This window comes from Plantactinospora mayteni, assembly GCF_016862935.1.
Classification (GTDB): domain Bacteria; phylum Actinomycetota; class Actinomycetes; order Mycobacteriales; family Micromonosporaceae; genus Plantactinospora; species Plantactinospora mayteni.
In genome coordinates, this window is sequence record NZ_BONX01000009.1 from 133086 (window position 1) to 152660 (window position 19575).

21 protein-coding genes are annotated in these 19575 nt (G+C 72.4%); 10 read left to right on the forward strand and 11 right to left on the reverse strand.

What is annotated here, in order from left to right:
• The first annotated feature begins 548 nt into the window (after positions 1-548).
• On the forward strand, positions 549-1088 hold the full coding sequence (locus Pma05_RS08895; protein ID WP_239312005.1) for a DUF1062 domain-containing protein: 540 nt from the start codon (positions 549-551) through the stop codon (positions 1086-1088).
• A 94-nt stretch (positions 1089-1182) separates the two neighbouring features.
• On the opposite strand, the gene Pma05_RS08900 is transcribed toward Pma05_RS08895, so the two are convergent.
• Both Pma05_RS08900 and Pma05_RS08905 read right to left on the reverse strand, forming a co-directional pair.
• A complete protein-coding gene (locus tag Pma05_RS08900; RefSeq protein WP_203856962.1) occupies positions 1183-1668 on the reverse strand; it encodes a cytidine/deoxycytidylate deaminase family protein in 486 nt (161 codons plus the stop codon).
• 389 nt (positions 1669-2057) lie between these two features.
• Entirely contained in the window at positions 2058-2624 is a 567-nt protein-coding gene (locus Pma05_RS08905; RefSeq protein ID WP_203856844.1) for a hypothetical protein, read from the reverse strand.
• A gap of 285 nt (positions 2625-2909) precedes the next feature.
• Between Pma05_RS08905 and Pma05_RS08910 the strand changes: the two genes are divergently transcribed.
• The gene (locus tag Pma05_RS08910; protein WP_203856845.1) at positions 2910-4331 is read left to right on the forward strand and encodes a hypothetical protein; all 1422 of its coding nucleotides are present in this window, start codon (positions 2910-2912) and stop codon (positions 4329-4331) included.
• A 150-nt stretch (positions 4332-4481) separates the two neighbouring features.
• On the opposite strand, the gene Pma05_RS08915 is transcribed toward Pma05_RS08910, so the two are convergent.
• The 4 genes from Pma05_RS08915 to Pma05_RS08930 form a co-directional block, all read right to left on the reverse strand.
• Complete coding sequence (locus tag Pma05_RS08915) at positions 4482-5498, reverse strand: ABC-2 membrane transporter-related protein (RefSeq protein WP_203856846.1); 1017 nt, start codon at positions 5496-5498, stop codon at positions 4482-4484.
• Positions 5495-6412, reverse strand: coding sequence for an ABC transporter ATP-binding protein (locus tag Pma05_RS08920; protein ID WP_203856847.1), 918 nt, complete (start codon positions 6410-6412; stop codon positions 5495-5497). Before Pma05_RS08920 ends, Pma05_RS08915 begins: the two co-directional genes overlap by 4 nt.
• A gap of 195 nt (positions 6413-6607) precedes the next feature.
• Complete coding sequence (locus Pma05_RS08925) at positions 6608-7471, reverse strand: hypothetical protein (protein ID WP_203856848.1); 864 nt, start codon at positions 7469-7471, stop codon at positions 6608-6610.
• The gene (locus Pma05_RS08930) at positions 7468-8430 is read right to left on the reverse strand and encodes an ABC transporter ATP-binding protein (protein ID WP_203856849.1); all 963 of its coding nucleotides are present in this window, start codon (positions 8428-8430) and stop codon (positions 7468-7470) included. The genes Pma05_RS08925 and Pma05_RS08930 overlap by 4 nt, the downstream gene beginning before the upstream one ends.
• Before the next feature lie 96 nt (positions 8431-8526).
• Between Pma05_RS08930 and Pma05_RS08935 the strand changes: the two genes are divergently transcribed.
• From Pma05_RS08935 to Pma05_RS08950, 4 genes are all read left to right on the forward strand, one after another.
• Positions 8527-9750, forward strand: coding sequence for a sensor histidine kinase (locus Pma05_RS08935; protein ID WP_203856850.1), 1224 nt, complete (start codon positions 8527-8529; stop codon positions 9748-9750).
• Entirely contained in the window at positions 9747-10406 is a 660-nt protein-coding gene (locus tag Pma05_RS08940) for a response regulator (RefSeq protein ID WP_203856851.1), read from the forward strand. The genes Pma05_RS08935 and Pma05_RS08940 overlap by 4 nt, the downstream gene beginning before the upstream one ends.
• A gap of 211 nt (positions 10407-10617) precedes the next feature.
• Positions 10618-10869, forward strand: a complete 252-nt coding sequence (locus Pma05_RS08945; protein ID WP_203856852.1) for a hypothetical protein — start codon at positions 10618-10620, stop codon at positions 10867-10869.
• On the forward strand, positions 10866-11183 hold the full coding sequence (locus tag Pma05_RS08950) for a type II toxin-antitoxin system PemK/MazF family toxin (protein WP_203856853.1): 318 nt from the start codon (positions 10866-10868) through the stop codon (positions 11181-11183). The genes Pma05_RS08945 and Pma05_RS08950 overlap by 4 nt, the downstream gene beginning before the upstream one ends.
• Before the next feature lie 60 nt (positions 11184-11243).
• On the opposite strand, the gene Pma05_RS08955 is transcribed toward Pma05_RS08950, so the two are convergent.
• On the reverse strand, positions 11244-11747 hold the full coding sequence (locus Pma05_RS08955) for a MarR family winged helix-turn-helix transcriptional regulator (protein WP_203856854.1): 504 nt from the start codon (positions 11745-11747) through the stop codon (positions 11244-11246).
• 69 nt (positions 11748-11816) lie between these two features.
• Here Pma05_RS08955 and Pma05_RS42425 point away from each other — a divergent pair, with 69 nt between their 5' ends.
• A complete protein-coding gene (locus Pma05_RS42425; protein ID WP_239312008.1) occupies positions 11817-13052 on the forward strand; it encodes an MFS transporter in 1236 nt (411 codons plus the stop codon).
• Between the two features lie 73 nt (positions 13053-13125).
• Entirely contained in the window at positions 13126-13623 is a 498-nt protein-coding gene (locus Pma05_RS08960; protein ID WP_239312010.1) for a GNAT family N-acetyltransferase, read from the forward strand.
• Between the two features lie 30 nt (positions 13624-13653).
• Here Pma05_RS08960 and Pma05_RS08965 read toward each other — a convergent pair whose 3' ends face one another.
• Positions 13654-14328, reverse strand: a complete 675-nt coding sequence (locus tag Pma05_RS08965; protein WP_203856856.1) for a TetR/AcrR family transcriptional regulator C-terminal domain-containing protein — start codon at positions 14326-14328, stop codon at positions 13654-13656.
• Positions 14329-14449: 121 nt separating this feature from the next.
• Here Pma05_RS08965 and Pma05_RS08970 point away from each other — a divergent pair, with 121 nt between their 5' ends.
• Positions 14450-14968, forward strand: a complete 519-nt coding sequence (locus Pma05_RS08970) for a hypothetical protein (protein WP_203856857.1) — start codon at positions 14450-14452, stop codon at positions 14966-14968.
• 138 nt (positions 14969-15106) lie between these two features.
• On the opposite strand, the gene Pma05_RS08975 is transcribed toward Pma05_RS08970, so the two are convergent.
• Positions 15107-16144: a helix-turn-helix transcriptional regulator gene (locus tag Pma05_RS08975; RefSeq protein ID WP_203856858.1), complete on the reverse strand. Its 1038-nt coding sequence runs from the start codon at positions 16142-16144 to the stop codon at positions 15107-15109.
• A gap of 92 nt (positions 16145-16236) precedes the next feature.
• Here Pma05_RS08975 and Pma05_RS08980 point away from each other — a divergent pair, with 92 nt between their 5' ends.
• The gene (locus Pma05_RS08980; RefSeq protein WP_203856859.1) at positions 16237-17229 is read left to right on the forward strand and encodes a tyrosine-type recombinase/integrase; all 993 of its coding nucleotides are present in this window, start codon (positions 16237-16239) and stop codon (positions 17227-17229) included.
• Between the two features lie 31 nt (positions 17230-17260).
• Here Pma05_RS08980 and Pma05_RS08985 read toward each other — a convergent pair whose 3' ends face one another.
• Together Pma05_RS08985 and Pma05_RS08990 are read right to left on the reverse strand one after the other, a co-directional pair.
• Complete coding sequence (locus tag Pma05_RS08985; protein ID WP_239312012.1) at positions 17261-17632, reverse strand: VOC family protein; 372 nt, start codon at positions 17630-17632, stop codon at positions 17261-17263.
• A 94-nt stretch (positions 17633-17726) separates the two neighbouring features.
• Entirely contained in the window at positions 17727-19427 is a 1701-nt protein-coding gene (locus Pma05_RS08990; RefSeq protein ID WP_203856860.1) for an acyl-CoA dehydrogenase family protein, read from the reverse strand.
• Positions 19428-19575 lie beyond the last annotated feature (148 nt).

The following is a 19575-nucleotide window of genomic DNA, read 5'->3' on the forward strand; positions in this document are numbered from 1 at the left end:
CAGGGTCGCCCCTCGCCAGGCCGCACCCCACCCTCCTGACCAGCGCGATCGCTCTCGTTTGCGGCCGGTGACACGTTTCTTACCAGCACCCCCACTCCGCGGCGAACCCTTGACCGCCTCGATCGGCTGTACGGCCGGTGGGGGAGTCGGGGTGCCATCGCCCACTCACAGCTACTTTGCGGCTCGCCGTAGCTTCGGGAGTCCCTGGCCCCACAGGCCGACATCGCACAGCAGTCGGATGATCGCGCGGGTGCGGAGGGCGGCCAAAGGCCAGGTCGGGCTCGACCAGTACGCCACCGGAAAACCCTTTGAGCCTTCCTTCCGCGTTCCCGTAGGTTGCCTGCGGCCCCGTCGTAGTGAGGACCGAGGACAACCGCGTGACCCCGCCTGCTCTCTAGACCTGACACCTTCTTCCGCGCACCTTCAAGCTGACCCTCCGGTCGGCTCTGCCGGGCTGCCCGTGTGCGCCCAGTCACTCAGCGTTTGAGGCCGCGCGCAATCGGCCTCGTGTCAGGTCTAGAGAGATCATGTCTTCACAACCTCATATCGTGCTGCCCTGGGTCGTTCGTCGAACCAGGCTGCCTCTGCTGTCGCTGCGCTGCGTGCGCTGCCGGTCGGAGTCGGCCACCACTGGCGAGGGCAGATTCCGCGTCAACGCCAACGGCAACCTGCTGGACGTGTGGCTACTGGTCCGCTGCGCGTCCTGCGATCGGACGAGCAAGCTCACCGTGCACGAGCGAGCGCCGGTCAGATCCATCGATCCGGTCGAGCTCGACGGCTATCACGCCAACGATCCGGAACTGGTGGCGGCCAGGCTGTTGGATCCGCTGCTCGCCCGGCGCAACCGCTTCACCCTGGACTGGAAGGGGGCCTGGCGGCTGGACACCCCGTCGGCATGGCACGCCGAGGCGTGGCCGGTGAAGGTGGAGGTCGTCTTCGAGGATCCGGTACCGGTGCGCCCGGAGTGGCTCATCGCGCAGGGGCTCGGCCTCAGCAGGAACGAGGTGCTGCGCCGGATCAAGTGCGACATTCCGCTACGCCGTTCGACGAGCTCCGGGTTCGCCTTCACGGTGATGGCCGGGGACTAGTGGGGATGTAGCCGCAGGCGCGGATCCCCTCAAGGATCCGTGCGAGATCGGCCTCATCCGGGGGCGGCTCCGGCGGCATGGAGTCGCCCCCGGCTCACCAGCCGTCGCGGGTACGGTCGGCCGGCCCGAGTACGTGGGCGTTGATCTCGGCCACGAGATGGCCCAGCTCGCTGATCTCGACGACGTCGACCCCACTCCGACGGAGGGTCTCCACGCCGTCGCAGTCGGCGAAGAGGAGCGGCTCCCGCAGCGCCAGCACCACCCGCGCGATGCCGGCGTCGAGCAGTAGGTCGGTGCAGGGATCCGGCCGTGACCTGCGGACGGTGCAGGGTTCCATCGAGGTGTAGATGGTCGCCCGGGACAGCTCCAGGTCGGCGCGGCCGGCAAGCTTCGCCAGGGCGGCCTCCTCCGCGTGGTAGTGCGGGTCGGTCTCGCCGGTGTAGCCGGTGGCCAGCGCGACGCCGTACCGGTCGACGATGATCGCGCCGACGGCGTAGTGGGTGGGCGAGGGTGGCGACAGCCGGGACAGTTCGATGGCCGACCTCAGCCATCGCCGATCCTGTACGGTGCCGTCGTTCATGCCCGGCCGTGCCGGACCGGCCCGGTCGTCACACATGCCGGGTCACCCGCGCTGCCGACGGTCACCACGTCGCCGACGCGGTGCCGGGCCCTGTCCTGCGCCCGCGACGCACGCCCCAGCCTCCCGAGCCTCTCGGTGTTCGCCCCCCGCTCCCCGTACGCTACGGCCGTGGTCAGGGGCCTGCTGCTCGGTTTCTACGGCACGGTGGTGGATGACGACGACGTCAAAATGGACGAGATCGCCGAACGGGTGGCCGCCACCGCTCACGGTGTGCGGGACGTTCTCGACGGTGTCGTCCTGCGGCTGCTTCGGAATCAGCCGTCGCTTCGGATACGGAATCTCTCGCCCGTCCTCGGTCACATGCACGGCGGACGGCACAGCGGAACTCTTCATCCTTCAAAGTCCACTCCTGTGCCTTCCAGCAAAATCCGCGCATTCTCTCTGACGTGCCCGACAGGATCATGATCTCGTAGATGCTCGACCAAGCCAAGCAAACCCGGCCACGGGACATACCCCGCAGCGATAGTCAAAGCCTGACGTACCCCCGCATCCGGGTCTTCCAAGAACTCTCGATAAGCATTGACCAATGAATCATCTTGACTCTTTGGCGCGGTAAGTGCAGCCGCATGGATAGCGACCAGCTTGTCAACTCTTGACCTCGCGATACGCAGCCGGTCAGTAGCTTCCGAAAATGACCAGAGATCGCATCGTTCCATCAACTGTGCGACCACGCTAGCACCGCCCTCTCCGCGCAACGTGATGTACCGCATCCCGATTGGACGGTCGTCTACGAAGTGGATCTCGACCCGCCCGTCATAGGTGACCCAAATATCAATGAGCGCCCCAGCCTCCTTCCTGCGAAAATCCACAACATCCCAATCGAGATCCCAAGCAACCCTCAGCAGCTCAGATCGTTCATAGTCAGGCTTCAGTACGAGCCGATTTTCGAATTTCATAAGACCCACTCCGCTCACTCAAGTCCGTAGAACCTTAGTCGGCGGACCCTCTCGCGAGACAGCACTGGGCAGGGTGGTCGAGTCATCGGCCGCCGTCACGCGCCGCCGGTCGGGCGGTACGGCGTCGGTCCGGCCACCCGCCGGTCGGCGATGGTTCGCTGGGTTGGTGCACCGCGCCTAGATTGACAGAGTGTGTGATCTCCGGTGGCTGGCCCGCGCGCGGAATGAACGCAGGTCGGGCCGTTCCGCTGAGCTACGCCGCTCGCCCCGGACGGGGCAGGGCTGATGATCGGCCGGAGAGCCGCCAGTTCGGCGCTGGCCGCGTTGCTTGACCGGTCGGTCGCGCAGATCGGGGCGGCTTCCGACGCCCGCCGGTTCGACCGGAGTGCGATCTACCGGGTCGCCGACGTCTGGGACAACAACACGTTCGCGCTGTTCCGCGCGGCCGTGACCCGGCCGTCCTGGTGTCGGGAGCGTCGATCCCGGGCGGCGCTCGCCTGGATGGCGGACCTCGGCCCGACCCGTCGGCAGTGGATGACAGAGCAGGCCGAGGCCGCCGGCTGTACCCTCGCCGGCCTGCTGCCGCCGCCGATGGAGGAGCCGGCGCACCACCGGGACCATCGGGGCGTCGTGATGCCGGCGGACACCCCGCTCACCGCCGGCGTCGCGGTCGACCTGGAACAGGACTACCACCTCGCCGGGGGTGAACTCCGGGCGCTGCGGGTCGAACGGGCGGGACACCGGCACGACGGCCTGCTCACCATCGCGGTTCCGCGCCGTTACCCGGTGCCGGGGGAGCCCGACGAGCCGGCGCTGCTGCGGCTGACCCTCACCGACGTGTCCACGGCGGACGTCGACTCGGCCGACACGTCCGGCGTACGCCTGCATGCCGGCCCGGACGGCGGCAGCGTACGCGTCGGGACACACGGCGTCGTACGCGCCACCGGCATCGACGTCGGCTACGAGGATCCAAGCTGGCATCTGTCGGCCGTCGGCCGTGCCGCCGACGCGCGGACGCCCCGACGGCAGGACCGACCACGACGCCCACGTCCGGTCGAGTCTCCTCCGTTGACCGAGGCCGGCGCGGTCGCCGCCCACGTGGTCCACCGGGCGATGCTCATGATCCGCATGGTCGGCCACCAGCACCTCGTCGACACGGTGCCGCTGCGCGCCCTGTGCCTCGCCTTCGCCGACGCCGGAGCGAAGGTCTTCCGGGCGGGTGCGACCGTACCGCGCCGCCGGGAACAGGCGTTCCGGACGCTGGTGGAGGAGTGGGTCCAGCACGACGCCCTGCCGGCCGGGTGGCCTGGACGGCTCCTGGAGCTGCCCCGGCGAGGAATCCGGGACGGGCAGACCGCCGAATGGCTGCGGGCACTGGTGTCCGACGCCGATGTGCGCCCGCGTACCGACCAGCCGCCCGCCGGGCTCCGGTCGACCGCCGAACTGGCGCTGGTCTCGTACACCGCCCGCCACGACCGGTACGGCGTCCAGCGGGACGCCTCGGCCGTCGTCCAGTTGGCCCTGCCGCCAGACAACCCGGACGACACCTGGCGGCTGCGGGGGCTGCGGATCGACGCCGTGCGACGTTTCCGCCTGACGGGTGCCGCCCTCGACGGTACGCACACCGTCCAGGTCGGCGACGGCGGCGACTCGGTGGAGACGGTCGACGGGGCACTCGCCGTGACCGGCGGACCGGCGGCGGTGTGACGGCGGCGTACCGGCAACCGAGCTGGTACTCCGACACCCCGGCACACCGCCGTCACCCGCTCGACCGACCCCCGCCGCTCGGGCGGGCCGATCGCGGACGAGCGTTCTCTGCTCGTCAGTCGGTCGTGACCGTGCCCCCGTCCGGCCGTACTAGCTGACCCGTCGCTGGATCCGCCACAGCCCGAAGACGGTCAACAGTGCGCTGAGGGCCAGGTAGATCACCGACTCCAGCCACTGGAACGGCCAGTAGCGGTGGTTGGGCTGGTAGGAGAGGTCGACGTGCAGGTCCAGCTCGCCGAGGCAGCGCGCGGCATCCCCGAACGTGCCGGTCGCCCCGGTCTTCGGCGGCCGCATCAGGCAGTCGTCGAACCGGTCGGCGTCGAGCGCCCGGCCGTCGGTGGTACGTAGTTCGCTGGTCCGGGTGACCCAGGCGTCGGGCACGGTCAGGCCCCGGACGACCGCGGCGCTGCTGATGCTGCCCAGTCCACGCGCCTCGTTGATCGCCTCGGCGGTCATCGGCCGGGTGACGTCGACCGGCGTCATCAGGTACGGCCGGACCAGGTTCGGCATGCCGAACTGGACGACGCCGAAGACGAGGATCGTGAGGGCCATCGCGGGCAGGGTACGCCGGACGAGGAGTCCGACGACGGTGCCGACCGTGACCGCGAAGAGGGCGTACCCGATGGGTGCGATGTTCCGGGCGCCGAACACGACGGTGCTGAACCGGTCGTCGGCGACCGCGTCGACCGGGCTGGCGGCCCAGGTGAGCAGCAGGCTGACCAGGCCGGTCATCGCCGCGCCGGCCAGGCCGACGAAGAGCAGCCGGGTCAGCAGCCAGCGGCGGCGGGAGACGCTCTGGTTCCACACCAGGCGGTGGGTGCCGGCGTCGAGTTCCCGGGCGACCAGCGGCGCGCCCCAGAACATCCCGAGGATCCCGGGGAGCAGGCCGAACAGGCCGGCCAGGATCAGCAGGGTGTTCTGGTGTTCGCCGACGAACTGGCTCATCGCCTGGGCGCAGTCGCCCTGCGGTTGGCAGCGGCCGAGATAGCTGTCCCGGCTGTCGCGGATCCGCATCCCGAGCTGTAGCAGGTAGGCGGCGAGCACCGCCAGGGCACCGACGCCGACGATCGCCTGGGTGCGGAACTGTCGCCAGCTCATCCAGATCATCGCCGGACCTCCCCGGCGGACGGCGCGGCACCGGCGGCGGACGACTCGGACGCCCGGGTCAGGTAGCCGAGGACCAGCTCTTCGAGCCGGACCGGCTCCACCGGCCACGGTATCGGCGGCAACCCGCCGGCGGCCCGGACGAGCACCCGAACGTGCCGGTCGGCCCGCTCCGCCCGGATCACCTCGACCCCGGTCGGCAGCCGGTCCAGCTCGTCACGGGGCGCGAGGATCCGGTGGTGCGCGGCGAGCAGATCGGGTACGTCGCCAGCCACCTGCACCCGGGATCCGGAGAGCACCACCAGGTGGTCGCAGACCCGTTCGACGTCGTCGAGCAGGTGCGACGACAGCACGGCGCTGGCGCCGAGTTCGGCGACGAACTCCCGCAGGTTTCCCAGGAATCCGTTACGGGCCAGCGGATCGAGCGCGGCGGCCGGCTCGTCAAGGATCAGCAGCTCGGGGCGTTTCGCGGCGGCGACCGTCAACGCCAGTTGGGCACGCTGGCCGCCGGAGAGCCGGCCCGCCCGCTGCCCGGGGTGGAGCCCGACCTGTGCGATCCGGCGTTCGGCGAGGGCCTGGTCCCACGATGGGTTCAGTCGGGCGCCCATCCGCAGGTGGTCGGCGACGGTGAACGACGCGTACACCGGGGTGTCCTGGGCGACGAAGCCGACCCGGGCCAGGTGTGCCGGGGTCGACGCCGGGCGTGACCCGAGCACCCGCAGGGTACCCGAGGTCGGGGCGATCAGGCCGCAGGCGAGCTGCAACAACGTCGACTTGCCGGCCCCGTTGGGGCCGACCAGGCCGATCAGCCGCCCGGCGGGGATCGTCAGGTCGCAATCGGTCAACGCCGGCCGGCGACCGTAGCGTTTCGTCAGGTGCTCGGCGTGCAGCACCGCAGGGGAGTCCGCTGTTCGCATCGCCCCATGCTTCGGCGGCCGGACCGCCACCGGCATCGGTCCACAGTACGGTCGCCGGTGCTCACGACCGTACTTCCGGCCGGTTCGGGGCAGGTCGGATCCTTCGTAGCGGGGTGCTGCCGGGTGGCGGCCGGCCGGAGCGCCACCCGGCCGGTCCGGGTACCGGTGACGCGGCGCTCCGGCCGGGCGGTCGGGTCAGACGTCGCGGCGGCGTACCACGATCAGGGCGAGGGCGATCGCGACCAGTGGCCAGGCCGCGTAGACGACCCACGACTCGGCGACGCCGGGCCGGTAGAAGCCGTCACCGGAGGGCGGTGCCCACATCGCGGTCAGCCGTTCCCAGGCGGTGAGCACCATCGCGTGGTTGATCTCGGCGGACCAGCGTGTCCGGATCGAGAAGAACTGCGGCAGCATCAGCAGGGTGAAGATCCCGGTGACCATCGTGGTGGCGCCGTGCCGGATCAGGACTCCGAGGCCCAGCCCGATCAGCGCGCAGACCGTGGGGAGCAGCGCCGCCGCGACCAGGGCGCGCAGCGCGACCGGTTCGGTGATCGAGATCGCGGCGTCCCGCCCGCTGAGGATGGCCTGGGAGACCGTGAACGCGCCGCTCGCGGCGATGGTGCCGGTCACCGTCCAGAGCGCGGTCACCACGACCGCCTTGGCCAGCACCACCGATTCCCGGGCCGGTACCGCGACGGTGGTGGTCCGGATCAGGCCGCTGCCGTACTCGCCGACCACCACGATCGCGCCCGCGCTGACCGCGACGAGCGCCAGTGTCCAGTAGCCCATCAGCGGAAACGCGTCGGAGAGCGCGAACATCGGCTCCCGCTGCATTGCCGGGTTCATGTTGGGGAAGGCGCGGTAGTCGTCGATCGCCTCCAGCGTGGCGGTACCGACGACGAAGAGCGTGCTGACAAGCAGGGTCCAGGGTGTCGAGCGCAGCGACCACACCTTGATCCACTCGGCGGCGACCAGGTCACGGAACCGGGCGGGTGGCTCGGCGACCGATTCGGAGCGGCTCGGCGGCGGCGCTGCCGAGGTGGCGGTGTCGGTGCTCATCGGGGCTGCCCGGCCAGGTAGTCGACGCGGTCGGCGGTGAGTTCCATGAAGGCGTCCTCCAGTGAGGCGGTCCGGGTGGCCAGTTCGTGCAGGATGATCCGGTGGTCGAAGGCGAGGGTGCCGATCTCCTCGGCCAGCAGCCCGGTCACGGTGAGGGTGCGTACCCCGGAATCGACCTCCTCCGCCGACTCCACCCGGGCCCCGGCGGCGGTGAGCAGCGCGGCGAGTTCGGCGTCCCGTGGGGTACGCACCAGAACGCTGCGCCGGCTGCCGCGCCCGGCGAAGCTGGCCAGCGACTCGGCGGCGACCATCCGGCCCTGGCCGATCACGACGAGCTGGTCGGCGGTGTTCTCCATCTCCGTCATCAGGTGGCTGGAGAGGAAGACCGTCCGGCCCTCGGCGGCCAGCCGACGGAACAGGTGGCGGACCCAGAGCACCCCCTCCGGGTCCATCCCGTTGATCGGCTCGTCGAAGAGCAGCACCGGCGGGTCGCCGAGTAGCGCCGTCGCGATGCCGAGCCGCTGCTTCATGCCGAGCGAGAACCCGCCGACGCGTTGCTGGGCCACCTCGGTCAGCCCCACCTCCCGGAGCACCTCGTCCACCCGCCGGGCGGGGAGGCCGTTGCTGCGGGCCAGCGCGGACAGGTGTGCCCGGGCGCTGCGTCCGCCGTGCAGGTGGGTCGCGTCGAGCAGGGCGCCGACGTGCCGTAGCCCACGCCGGTGGCTCCGGAACGGCACGCCGCCGACCGTGGCGGTGCCCCGGGTCGGCGCGTCCAGGCCGAGGATCATCCGCAGTGTGGTGGTCTTACCCGCCCCGTTCGGACCGAGGAAGCCGGTGACGTGCCCCGGCCGTACCGTGAAGGAGAGGCCGTCGACGGCGGTCTTGCGGCCGTATCGCTTGGTCAGGTCGTGAACTTCGATCACGACCGCAACCCTGCCGGGCCGGCCGGATCCGGACATCGGGCCGGCGGCGGTAACCGTCGGCCCGCCGCCAGCCTGCGGGATTACGTCCGTGGACTGATGCCGGGCCCGCCGGTCGGTGGCTAGTCTCGCGGCGTGGACACCCCGCACCTGCTCCGGCCATCGCTGCGGCACCGCTTGCCGACGGCGGTGCGCACGGCCCTGGTCTGGTGCGGAATAGCCGCGTTTCCGCTGGTACTGGCCCTTACCGTGGCGATCGTCCCGGACGATGGTCCCGGCCGCTACTACTACAACGTGCTGGAGACGATTCCCCGGTATGCGTTACCGGCCCTGGTGATGGCGCTGCCCGCCGTCCTGCTGCGGCGCAGCCCGCTGACCACCCTGGTCCTGATGCTGCTCGGGTCGGCGGCGATGACCGTGCTGATCCACTCGTGGGAGCGGGGCTACCTGGCCGACCTGCGGTACCTGCAACTGTTGGCGATCAACCTGGTCGTCGGGTTCGTCGCGGCGACCAGGTCCCGTCGGTTCTCGGTGACCGTCGCCGGGCTGACGCTCATCGCCGAGATCCTCATCGGCTACATCGAACCCGGCGACAACGCCGTCTTCCAGCCGGAGATCCCCACCCTGGGCATGCTGGCCACCTGGATGCTCGGCAATTCGGTGCGGACCCGGCGGCGGTACGCCGAGGCGCTGCGGTCGCAGGCCACCGCCCAGGCGGTCACCGCCGAACGGCTGCGGATCGCCCGCGAACTGCACGACCTGGTGGCGCACAGCATCGGCATCATCGCGATCCAGGCCGGGGTGGGCAGCCGGGTGATCCAGACCCAGCCGGCCGAGGCCGGCGCCGCGCTGCGGGTGATCGAGACGACCAGTCGGGAGACCCTGGCCGGGCTGCGCCGGGTGCTCGGCGGGCTGCGTCAGGCGGGCCCGTCCGACCCGGTGTCCCGGGATCCGGCGCCCGGGCTGGCCGACCTGGATCGGCTGGCCGTGGCGACTGCGGAGGCCGGAGTCCGGGTCGAGCTGTGCTGGCGGGGGGAGCGGCGCCCGCTGCCGGCCGACATCGAGCTGTCCGCGTACCGGATCGCGCAGGAGGCGGTGACCAACGTCGTCCGGCACGCCGAGACGCCGCAGTGCCGGGTCACCCTCGACTACCGGGACGACGACCTGTACGTCGAGATCGTCGACGAGGGGCGCGGCGGTCCGGTCGCGGCCACCGGGTTCGGGATCACCGGGATGCGGGAGCGGGTCGGCCTGCTGCACGGCGACTTCGAGGCGGGACCGGTTCCCGGAGCCGGTTTCCGGGTGGCGGCCAGGCTGCCGTTGCCGGAGAGCGTCCCGTCCTCGGCGGTGCCGGGATGAGCGTCCGGGTGGTACTCGTCGACGACCAGCCGCTGGTCCGCTCCGGTCTGCGGGTACTCATCGCCGACACCCCCGACCTGTTGGTGGTCGGCGAGGCCGGGACCGGCGCGGAGGCGGTCCGGCTGGCCCGGGACGTCCGGCCCGACGTGGTGGTGATGGACATCCGGATGCCCGGCATGGACGGTATCGAGGCGACCCGGCAGATCGTGGCCGGTAACGGACCGACCCGGGTACTGGTGCTGACCACCTTCGACGAGGACGAGCACGTCTACGGGGCGCTCCGGGCGGGGGCCAGCGGTTTCCTGGTCAAGGACATGGCCGTGGACGACATCCTCGGAGCGGTCCGGGTGGTCGCCGCCGGTGACGCCCTGATCGCGCCGAGCGTCACCCGCCGGCTGATCGCGGGCTTCGTCAGGGCCGCCCCGGCGACCGCCCGTCCGGTACGCCCGGTCGCCGGCATCACCGAACGGGAGCGGGAGGTGCTGACCCTGATCGGGCAGGGCCGGTCGAACGGCGAGATCGCCGAGGAACTGTTCATCACGATGGCGACCACCAAGTCGCACGTGGCCCGGCTGCTGACCAAGCTCGACGCCCGGGACCGGGTACAGCTCGTGATCATCGCGTACGAGCTGGGGCTGGTCGCGCCGGCCCGCTGACCGGCCGGCCGGTGTCCCGGGATTCCGGTCGCCGGGACCGTCCGCCGGGTGTTCGCCGCCGTCCTGACCGGGGACGCCGGATCGGGACGCTGGGCCGCGACCCGGTCCGTCGATGGTCGGGTTGGCCGGCGTCGACGACACGGTTGCGGTGTCGCCCCGACACACGCGCGCGAATACCTCCGCCGATACCACCGGGCGTACGATCCCGGATATGGCAGACAAGGTCACGCTCAGCCTGAACCCGGACACGCTCGCCCGAGCACGTGCCGCGGCGAAGCAGGACGGCCTGTCCCTGTCCGCCTGGATCGACCGGGCGGCCCGCAAGGAGGCGCTCCGGGCCGCGGCCGCGCAACACGAGGCGTGGCTGGCCGCGCACCCGGAGGTGCGGGACGAACTCGACGCCTTCGACCGCTACGCCGACCGGGTCGACGCGGGCTGGGCCGACCTGGCCGGCGCCGCGTGAACCGGGGCGAGATCTGGACCGTCGGCGACCGTACCCAGCAGGCCAGACACCGGGTCATCGTGCTCTCCGGCGCGGGGCACAACGACCGGCCGTCCACCTCGCCGTACTGTGCCCCGATCGTCCGGCAGCGCGGCAGCAGTGAACTGCCGCCGTTCGTGGTACCGCTGGCCGAGACGGATCCGGTGACCGGGGTCGTGGTGGTGAACCGGCTGCGCCGGGTGCCGGCGGCGGTGGCGGTGGAGCGGGTGGGGATGGCGACCGGCGCGAGCATGGCCCGGATCGGCGAGGCGCTGCGGGACCTGTTCGAGCTCTGACCCGTCCGCCCGGCGTTCGACGACCTCGGCCTGCCGCGGCCCGCCCGGCAGTGGTGCCGGTCAGGACGTCGGCGGTCGCTCGGCGGCGATCATGACTCGGCGCAGCAGGTCGGAGAGGGTCCGCCGTTCGTCTGCGGTCAGCGTGCCGAGCAGCCGGTATTCCTCGTCGCCGAGGATGTCCATCGCGCCGAGCCAGGCGGCCCGGCCCTGCTCGGTCAGCTCGACGTCGACCCGGCGCCGGTCGGTGGCCGACGGGGTCCGCCGGACGAAGTCGCGGGCGACCAGGGCGTCGATCCGGGCGGTGACCGAGGGTGGCGCCAGGTTGAGGTCGTCGGCGAGTTGGGACGGTACCGCCCGACCGTGCCGGCCGGCGAGCGCGTGCAGGGTGTCGAACTCGGGCCGCTGGAGGTCGAAGTCGACCAGCGACTTCTCCCGGACCCGGCGCAGGTGCTGGGCCAGCAGTTTCGCCCGGGTCACCGCGCCCTCGACGTCCGGGTCGAGGGCGGGCAGCACGGGGAGCCAGCGGGCCACGTGCCCGTCGGTCCAGTCCTCCTGATGGTCCACACCCGGATTCTACGTCGAAGCGGAATTATTCGTTGACGAAAGGTTCGGCTCCGAAATAATCTCCGGGACGTGACCCACCCGCTCCGGCTCCGCGCCTTCCAGTTGCTCTTCCTCGGCCGTACGCTCTCCGCGCTCGGCGACGCCGTCATCCCGGCCGCGCTCGCTCTCGCCGTACTGCGGGCCACCGGTTCCAGCTCCGCGCTGGCCCTGGTGCTCGGCTGTGCGATGGTGCCGAGACTGCTGCTGCTACCCCTCGGCGGCGTGCTCGCCGACCGGGTAGACCCCCGGATCGTGGCCATCGGCAGCGACCTGGTCCGCTGCGCCACCCAGGTCTTCGTCGGTGTCGAGCTGCTCGGCGGCGAACCGACCCTGCTGTCGATCGCCATCGCCTCGGCGGTCGGTGGGGTCGCGTCCGCCTTCGCGATGCCCACCACCTCACCGCTGGTCGCCGGGGTGGTCGACGCATCCGGCCGGCAGCGGGCCAACGCCGCGCTCGGCGCCGCCCGCAGCGCCACCAGCCTGGCCGGACCGGCGCTGGCCGGCGCGTTGATCTGGGCCGCCGGCCCCGGCTGGGCGTTCGTGCTCGACGGTGCCAGCTTCGCGGTCAGCGCCGCCCTGCTGGCCGTGCTCCGGGTACGCCGCACCACTGTGGAACGCCGCTCGCTCCTCGCCGACCTGCGGGAGGGCTGGTCCGAGGTCCGCTCCCGCGACTGGTACTGGACCAGTCTGGTCGCGCACGCGGTCTGGAACGGGGTGGCGGCGGTACTGGTCACCCTCGGCCCGGCGGTGGCGATCGACCGGCTGGGCGGCGAGGGTGTCTGGGTACTGGTGCTGGAGGCGGGTGCCGTCGGCCTGCTGGTCGGCTCGCTGCTGGCCGGGCGGGCCCGGCTGCGCCGGCCGATCCTGGTGGCGAACCTGGGCCTGGCCACGTACGCGCTCCCGCTCACCCTGTTCGCGGTGGCCGCTCCACCGTGGACCGTGGTGGTCTCGTACGGCGTCGCGCTGGCCGCCCTCGGCTTCCTCAACCCGGTCTGGGAGACCGTCGTCCAGGCGGAGGTCCCGCCGCACGTACTCGCCCGGGTCACCTCGTACGACTGGCTGCTCTCCCTCGCCGCGATGCCCCTCGGGTACGCGCTCGCGCCGCTCGCCGCCGATGCCTGGTCGCCGGCCGTTCCGCTGGCATTCTCCGCGGTCGCGGTCGCGGTGGCCTGCCTGGGCACCGCCGCGGTCCCCGGGGTACGCCGGCTCGTCGCCACCCGTCCGGAGGCCGCACCGGAACCCGAGCCGGTCACGGCCGTCCGCTGACCGGCCGCCACGCCGCGCTGACCGCCTGCTTGGAGCGGGGAAAACCGCTGGACGCGACGGTCAGACTGACCGGGTGGGAGACATCCTGACCCTGGGCTGGACAGTCCGCGCCGAGCCCGTCGACGGTCCGGTGGCGAGCGCCCTGCTGCGTGACTACTACACCGAGATCGTCAGCCGGTACCACCGCCGGCCGGCCGACGACACCGAGATCGACCAGGTGCTGGCGGACGAGCCGAGCGACGACCTGACCCCGCCGACCGGGCTCTTCCTGGTCGGCTGGTACGCCGGCGGGCCGGCCGGCTGTGTCGGCGTACGGCTCGGCGCCCTGCCGTACGCCGAGGTGACCCGGGTGTTCGTCCGGCCCGGCGCGCGACGGCGCGGGGGCGGGGCGCGACTGCTCGCCGCCGTGGAGGAGGCCGCTGCGGCGCACGGTGCGACGACGATGCGGCTGGACACCCGGCACGACCTGGTGGAGGCCCGGGCGCTGTACGCCAGGCACGGCTACCGGGAGGTGCCGGCCTACTCGACGGACCCGTACGCCGACCACTGGTTCGAGAAGCGGCTGGGTTGACCCTGCTCCGGACCCGCTCGGCCGGCCGGGCTATGCGGCGACTTGCTGCTCCAGGCCGTCGAGGAGGATCTGGAGGCCGACCTCGAATGCCTGGTCCGGGGCGGCGGCGTAGGTGGCCGCCGCCGGGGTCTCCAGGCGGGCGCGTAGGTGCGGGTAGCGCATGGCGATCTCCTGGGCCTTGGCCATGGCGTCCTGGAACTGTTCTTCGGCGGCGGTGTCGTCCCGGGTGAGTTTCCGGGTGAGCGAGGCGGTCGCGGCGACGCCGGCCGCGTTGCCGAGGACGTAGGTGAACACGGCGGAGGCGGCCTGGTCGGCCTGGTCGCGGGTGAAGCCGGCGGCCTCGTAGACGGCGAGGCTGTGGTCGTCGTGGCGGGCCTTGCCCTCGCCGTAGAGGACGTGGGCGGCGAATGCCTGCACCAGCCAGGGGTGCCGGGTGAACATCCCGTACAGGTCGACGGCCATGGCGGTGGTCGCGGTGCGCCAGTCGACCGCGTCCAGGTCGGGCAGCTCGAGTTCGCCCCACACCTGGTCGGTGGCGAGCAGGACGAGGTTGTCCTTGTTCTTGACGTGCCAGTACACAGCCGTGGCGGCGGAGTCGAGTCGCTTGCCCAAGGCGCGCATGTTCAGGCCCTCGAGGCCCTCGGCGTCCAGGAGCGCGACGGCGGTGTGGACGATCTGGTCCCGGGTGAGGGTGTCGCGTGGCATGACCGACACGGTACGCAGTGTCTTGCACAAAGTTCAAGATAGCTCTTGCACTTTGTTCAACTTGCCGGCTACGGTCGTTCCCGCCAGACGGTTGAACTAAGTGCAAGTGAAGGAGAGTCCAATGAACACCCTCGCCGCCGTCATGCAGCTACTCGTCGCCGTCGCCTTCGTCAGCATCCCGGTGGTCCGCCATCGCTTCGGCCCTGTCGCGAAGGCCGCCGCGGAGGCCGAGCTCCGCCGCCAGAACGTCCGCCCCGAGGTACTGGCGGAGAACAAGATCCGGTTCGACGCCAGCGGCCATGAGACCGCGGCCCCGGTGACCGTCGCCGCGGTGATGACCGCCACCGCGGCCCTGAACCTCGTCGGCGCCGACCTGGCCCAGCTACTGACCTGGATCTTCTCCTCGCTGGTCGTGCTGATGAACGTGGCGATCATCTACAGCAACCTCACCGCGGTGAAGTCCGTGCAGGCCGCCTTCCGCCGCAAGGGCGACCCGGAGCTGACCCGTGTCGAGGTCGCGCCCTTCCTCCGGGCCGCCGAGGGCGCTTTCCCTCGCTGGGTGCGCGTCCAGACCTACCTCCGCAACACGGTGGTCTTCGGCGGCTCCGCCGTCGCCCTGGTCGCCGTCTCCCTCGCCTGACAACCCGCCCGTGATCCCGGGCGGCGAGCCGACGGGTGCAACGCACAGGGCCTTCGCGGCAATGCTGTCGCCGCGAAGGCCCTGTGCGTGTCCGCGGACTGAAGTCGGGGGTCGGCCGCCGGAGCCGCAGGCACGGAGCTACCCGTCGGCCGTCCGGGGGAGCGGCGCCGGTCCGTCGGATGCGAGATCCAGTCGGTGCGGTGCGATCCGGTACCGGTCGGCCATCGACCGGGCGGTGGCCACGAACGTCGCCCGCAGCTCGGCCGGAGCGAGTACCTCGACGTCGGCGCCGAGCTTCAACAGTTCGATGTGCCCGTGCCGGACCGACTCGATCGGCACGGCCGTGTACCGCCAGCCGGCGTTGTCGACCGGTCCGGCCACGGCCCGCGCCGCCCGGGACATCGCCGGCGGGAAGACGAACGGCATCAGGTCCAGTGCCGCCTCGGTCAGCCGTACCGTCGCGGTGGCCCGGTAGACGCTCTCCTCGTAGCGGCGGCTCCAGGTGTGCCAGAAGGCGGCCAGGTCGAAGTCGTCCGGCCGGCCGAAGGTCTCGTCCAGCACCGTCAGCTCCAGCACGCTGCCGATCCGGTAGGCCCGGGGCTCGTCACCGGCTCCGGCCACCAGATACCACCGGCCCGCCTTGAGCACCACACCCAGCGGTGCGAGCCGCCGGGTCACCTCCCGGGGCGCCTTCCAGCGGCGGTACCGGATCTCGACCATGCGCTCCCGCCACACCGCGTCGGCGAGCGCGGCCAGGTACGGGGTCGGCTCGGCGTCGCGGAACCAGCCCGGCGCGTCCAGGTGGAACCGGTCGCGGGCCCGGGCGGCCCGGCCGCCCAGCTCGGCTGGGAGCGCGGCGAGCAGTTTCAGCTCGGCGCCGGCCAGTACCGGGCCCAGGCCGAGTTCGGCGGCCGGGCCGGGCATGCCGGCCAGGAACAGCGCCTCCGCCTCGTCGGTGGTGAGCCCGGTCAGCCGGGTCCGGTAGCCGTCGAGCAACTGGTAGCCGCCGGCCGGGCCGCGGTCGGCGTAGACGGGTACTCCGGCGGCGCCGAGCGACTCGACGTCCCGGTAGACCGTCCGGACCGACACCTCCAGCGCGGTGGAGAGTTCCTGCGCCGTCATCCGCCCCCGGGCCTGCAACAGCAGGAGCAGCGAGACGAGTCGGCTGGCGCGCACCCGAGCAAGATTATCCCGGTATTTCCGAGAGTTGGAGATCGCCGGGCGCGTCTGGCGGGGTCTCGGGCGAATGGTCTGAAAAACTTTCTCGCGTGTCCCGATCCACCCTGGTTCGCCGGGCGGCGACCCGACCGGCGCCGACCTCCGCTCCGGCCGACTTCACCGACGCCTGGCTGCGTAACCGTCGGTTGTCCGAGCACACCCGGGCCGCGTACCGGCGGGACATCGCCGGCTGGCTCGGCTGGTGCGCCGGCCGGGAACTCGACCCGCTCGGCGCGACGTTCCTGGACGTCAACACGTACGCCCGGGAGTTGGAGTCGAGCGTCGACCCGCGCAGCGGCCGGCCGCTGACCGCGGCCACGGTGGCCCGGAAGCTCTCCGCGCTGTCGAGCTGGTACACGTTCCTCGGCAAGCTCGGGGTGGTGCCGGGCAACCCGGTCTCCGGTGCCGACCGGCCCCGGGTCGACCGCGACCACTCCGCCACCGTGGGCCTGACCTCGGACGAGGTCGACGCGCTGCTCGCCGCCGCCGAGGCCGACACCGGCCCCAACGCGCTGCGCAACCGGGTGGTGCTGGCCCTCCTCGCCGATCTCGGGCTGCGGGTCGGCGAGTTGGTCTCGCTGGACCTGTCCGACCTGGGCCAGGAGCGGGGGCACCGCAGCGTGCGGTTCGTCGGCAAGGGCGGCCGGGCCCGCCGTCGGGCGCTGACCCCGAGTTCGGCGTACGCGGTGGACGCCTACCTGGCGGCCCGCGCGATCGTGACGGGGCGGTCGGTGGAGCAGTTGACCGGCGCGCTGCTGGTGACCGCCACCGGCAACCGGCTCGACCGGCACGCCGTGTTCCGGCTCGTCCGGCGGCTGGCTCGGGTGGCGGGCATTCCGGCCTGGGAACGGCTCTCCCCGCACTCGCTGCGGCACGCCTTCGCCACCTCGGCCCGTGCCGAGGGGGTGCCGCTGGAGGACGTGCAGGACGCGATGGGGCACGCCGATCCGCGCACCACCCGGCGGTACGACCGGGACCGGCACAACCTGGACCGGGACCCGGCGTACGCGATCTGGGCGGCCCGGGCCCGCCGCCGGAGTTGAGGCGGCGGGCCAGCACGCGGGTGGTGGTTGCTCAGTCCGATGCCCGCAGGCAGATGCAGAACGGCTGCCCGGCCGGGTCGGTGAGCACCCGCCACCGGTCACCGCCGGGCTGGAAGTCGGGCCGCGCGGCACCGGCTTCGCGGCAGGCCGCCTCGGCCTTGTCCAGGTCGTCGACGTAGAGGTCGAGGTGGTAGCGCTTGCCGCCGGAGCTGTCCGGCCAGGCCGGCGGCTGGTAGCCCTCGACCAGCCCGAAACCGAGCGAGGCGTGCCCGTCGCTGATCATCGCGTACTCGGCAGCGCTGGCGGTGACCTCCCAGCCGAGCGCCCGCGAGTAGAACTCGGCGTGCGCGCGGGGATCCGGGCTGTCCAGGTTGACCATGATGAGGTCGCCGATCTTTTCCATGCCGGCCAGCCTGCCGGCCGTACCTGACACCTCCTGTCAGGTACGGCGCCCCGACCGACCCCGGATGTTGGCGGGGACCTGGGCGCTGGGCGGGTCAGCAGAGCAGGTCCAGTTCGTGGTGCGCCTCCGCCGCGATGTCCGCGCCGCGCAGCCAGCGCCGCGCCCAGAGCCGGGCGGCCACCTCCGCCGCCTCGTCGCCGCCGGCCGCCTGCTCGACCAGCAGGGCGGTGGCCAGCGCGTACGCCATTCGCAGCGCCAGCCCGCGCGCCCCGGCCAGTACCGCGACCGACTCCGGAGTCACCTCGGCGATCGAGTCGCGCAGCTCCGCCGCCGTGCCGGCGAGCGCGTCGGCCAGCGCCGGGTGCAGCCGTCGGGCGGTGTCGGTGGCGGCGTCCAGCCGGGCCAGCAGTGGCGTGGCGGCGTCCTCCCGGAGGACCGCCCGGAGCACGTCCAGCGCGAGCACGTTGGTGGTGCCCTCCCAGATCGGCAGCACCTGGGCGTCCCGCAGCAGCCGGGGTATCCCGGTGTCCTCGACGTATCCGGCACCGCCGAAGCACTCGACGTACTCGCTGGCCGAGGAGACCGCCAGCCGTCCGGTGGCGAGTTTGGCCAGCGGCGCCACGATCCGCAGCTCGGCCGTGGCGGCCGGATCCGAGCCCACCTCGACCCGGCCGAGCAGCGCGAACGCGTGCCCGGCCAGTACGAACGCCCCGGCCGCGTCCACCGCCAGGGTGCCGAGGGTGGCCCGGTGCAGGGGTGAGGTACTCAACCGTCCGCCGGCCACCTGACGGGCGTCGGCGTACGCCCGGGCGTACGCGAGTCCTCGGCGCATCCCGGCGGCAGCCGCTGCCGCGTTGTGCAGCCGGGTCACCACGACCAGGGTCATCGCCCGGCTCAGACCCGGCCCGGACGGGTCCCCGAGCGGCCAGGCGTACGCGTCGTGCAGCCCGATCTCGGCGGTCGGCAGTGCCCGGGTACCGAGCTTGTCCTTGAGCCGGTGCACGGTGATCCCCGGCGCCGGGGCGTACCGGTCGGCACCCGGCCCGGCCAGTGGCGAGTCGGCGGCATAGCGCGGGATCAGGAACGGCACCAGCACCCGGCTGCCCCGACCGGCGCCCTCCGGGCGGGCCAGCGCGACCGCCAGCTCCGCGTCGGCGGCCGAACAGAACCACTTCTCCCCGGTGAGCCGCCAGGAGCCGTCTGCGGCGGGTCGGCCGGTGGTGGTCGACCCGGCCAGGTCGGAGCCGCCCTGCGACTCGGTCATCCACTGCCCGCTGCTCACCGCCACGGCCGGGTCGGTGGCGGTGAGCCGGGGCAGCCAGGCGTCGCGTACCGCCGGATCGACCTCGGGGCGGGCGAGCAGCGCGGCGGCGCCGTCGCTCATCGCCACCGGGCAGGAGAAGGTGGCCGACTCCGGACCGTAGAGGTGCAGCAGGGCGTGCTGGACGACCCGGGCCGCCGCTCCCCAGGTGCCCCGGGCCTCCGCCAGGTACGGCAGCGCGACCACGGCGTGTCGGGCTGCCGCCGCGCGCTGGGCCTGCCAGCCGGCGGAGGTCTCGATCCGGTCGATCCGGGCTCCCCACGGGCCGTAACGGACCAGGGTCGGCGGGTGTGCCTCGGCGTCGGCGTGCGCGGCCCGCAGCGGACCGGTGACGTCGGTGGCGAGCGCGGCCAGCCGGTCCGCCACCTTGGCGTGCCCGTCCGGGCCGAGCTGGCGGTCCAGCCAGGACCGCAGCAGCCGGTCGCTGACGTACGGGTCGGCGGGTACCGGGACCACCTGGACGTAGCGCTGCATGTTCGTCGTCCTCGGGGGCGAGGGCCGGCCGGGATGCCGGCGAGGCTGGCGGGGATGGTCCCGACCGTAGACCACGGCGGCCGGCCGGTGGCACCGCCCAAGCCGATCATGGTCGATCGATGCCGAACCCGGCCGGTGTCGATGCCGA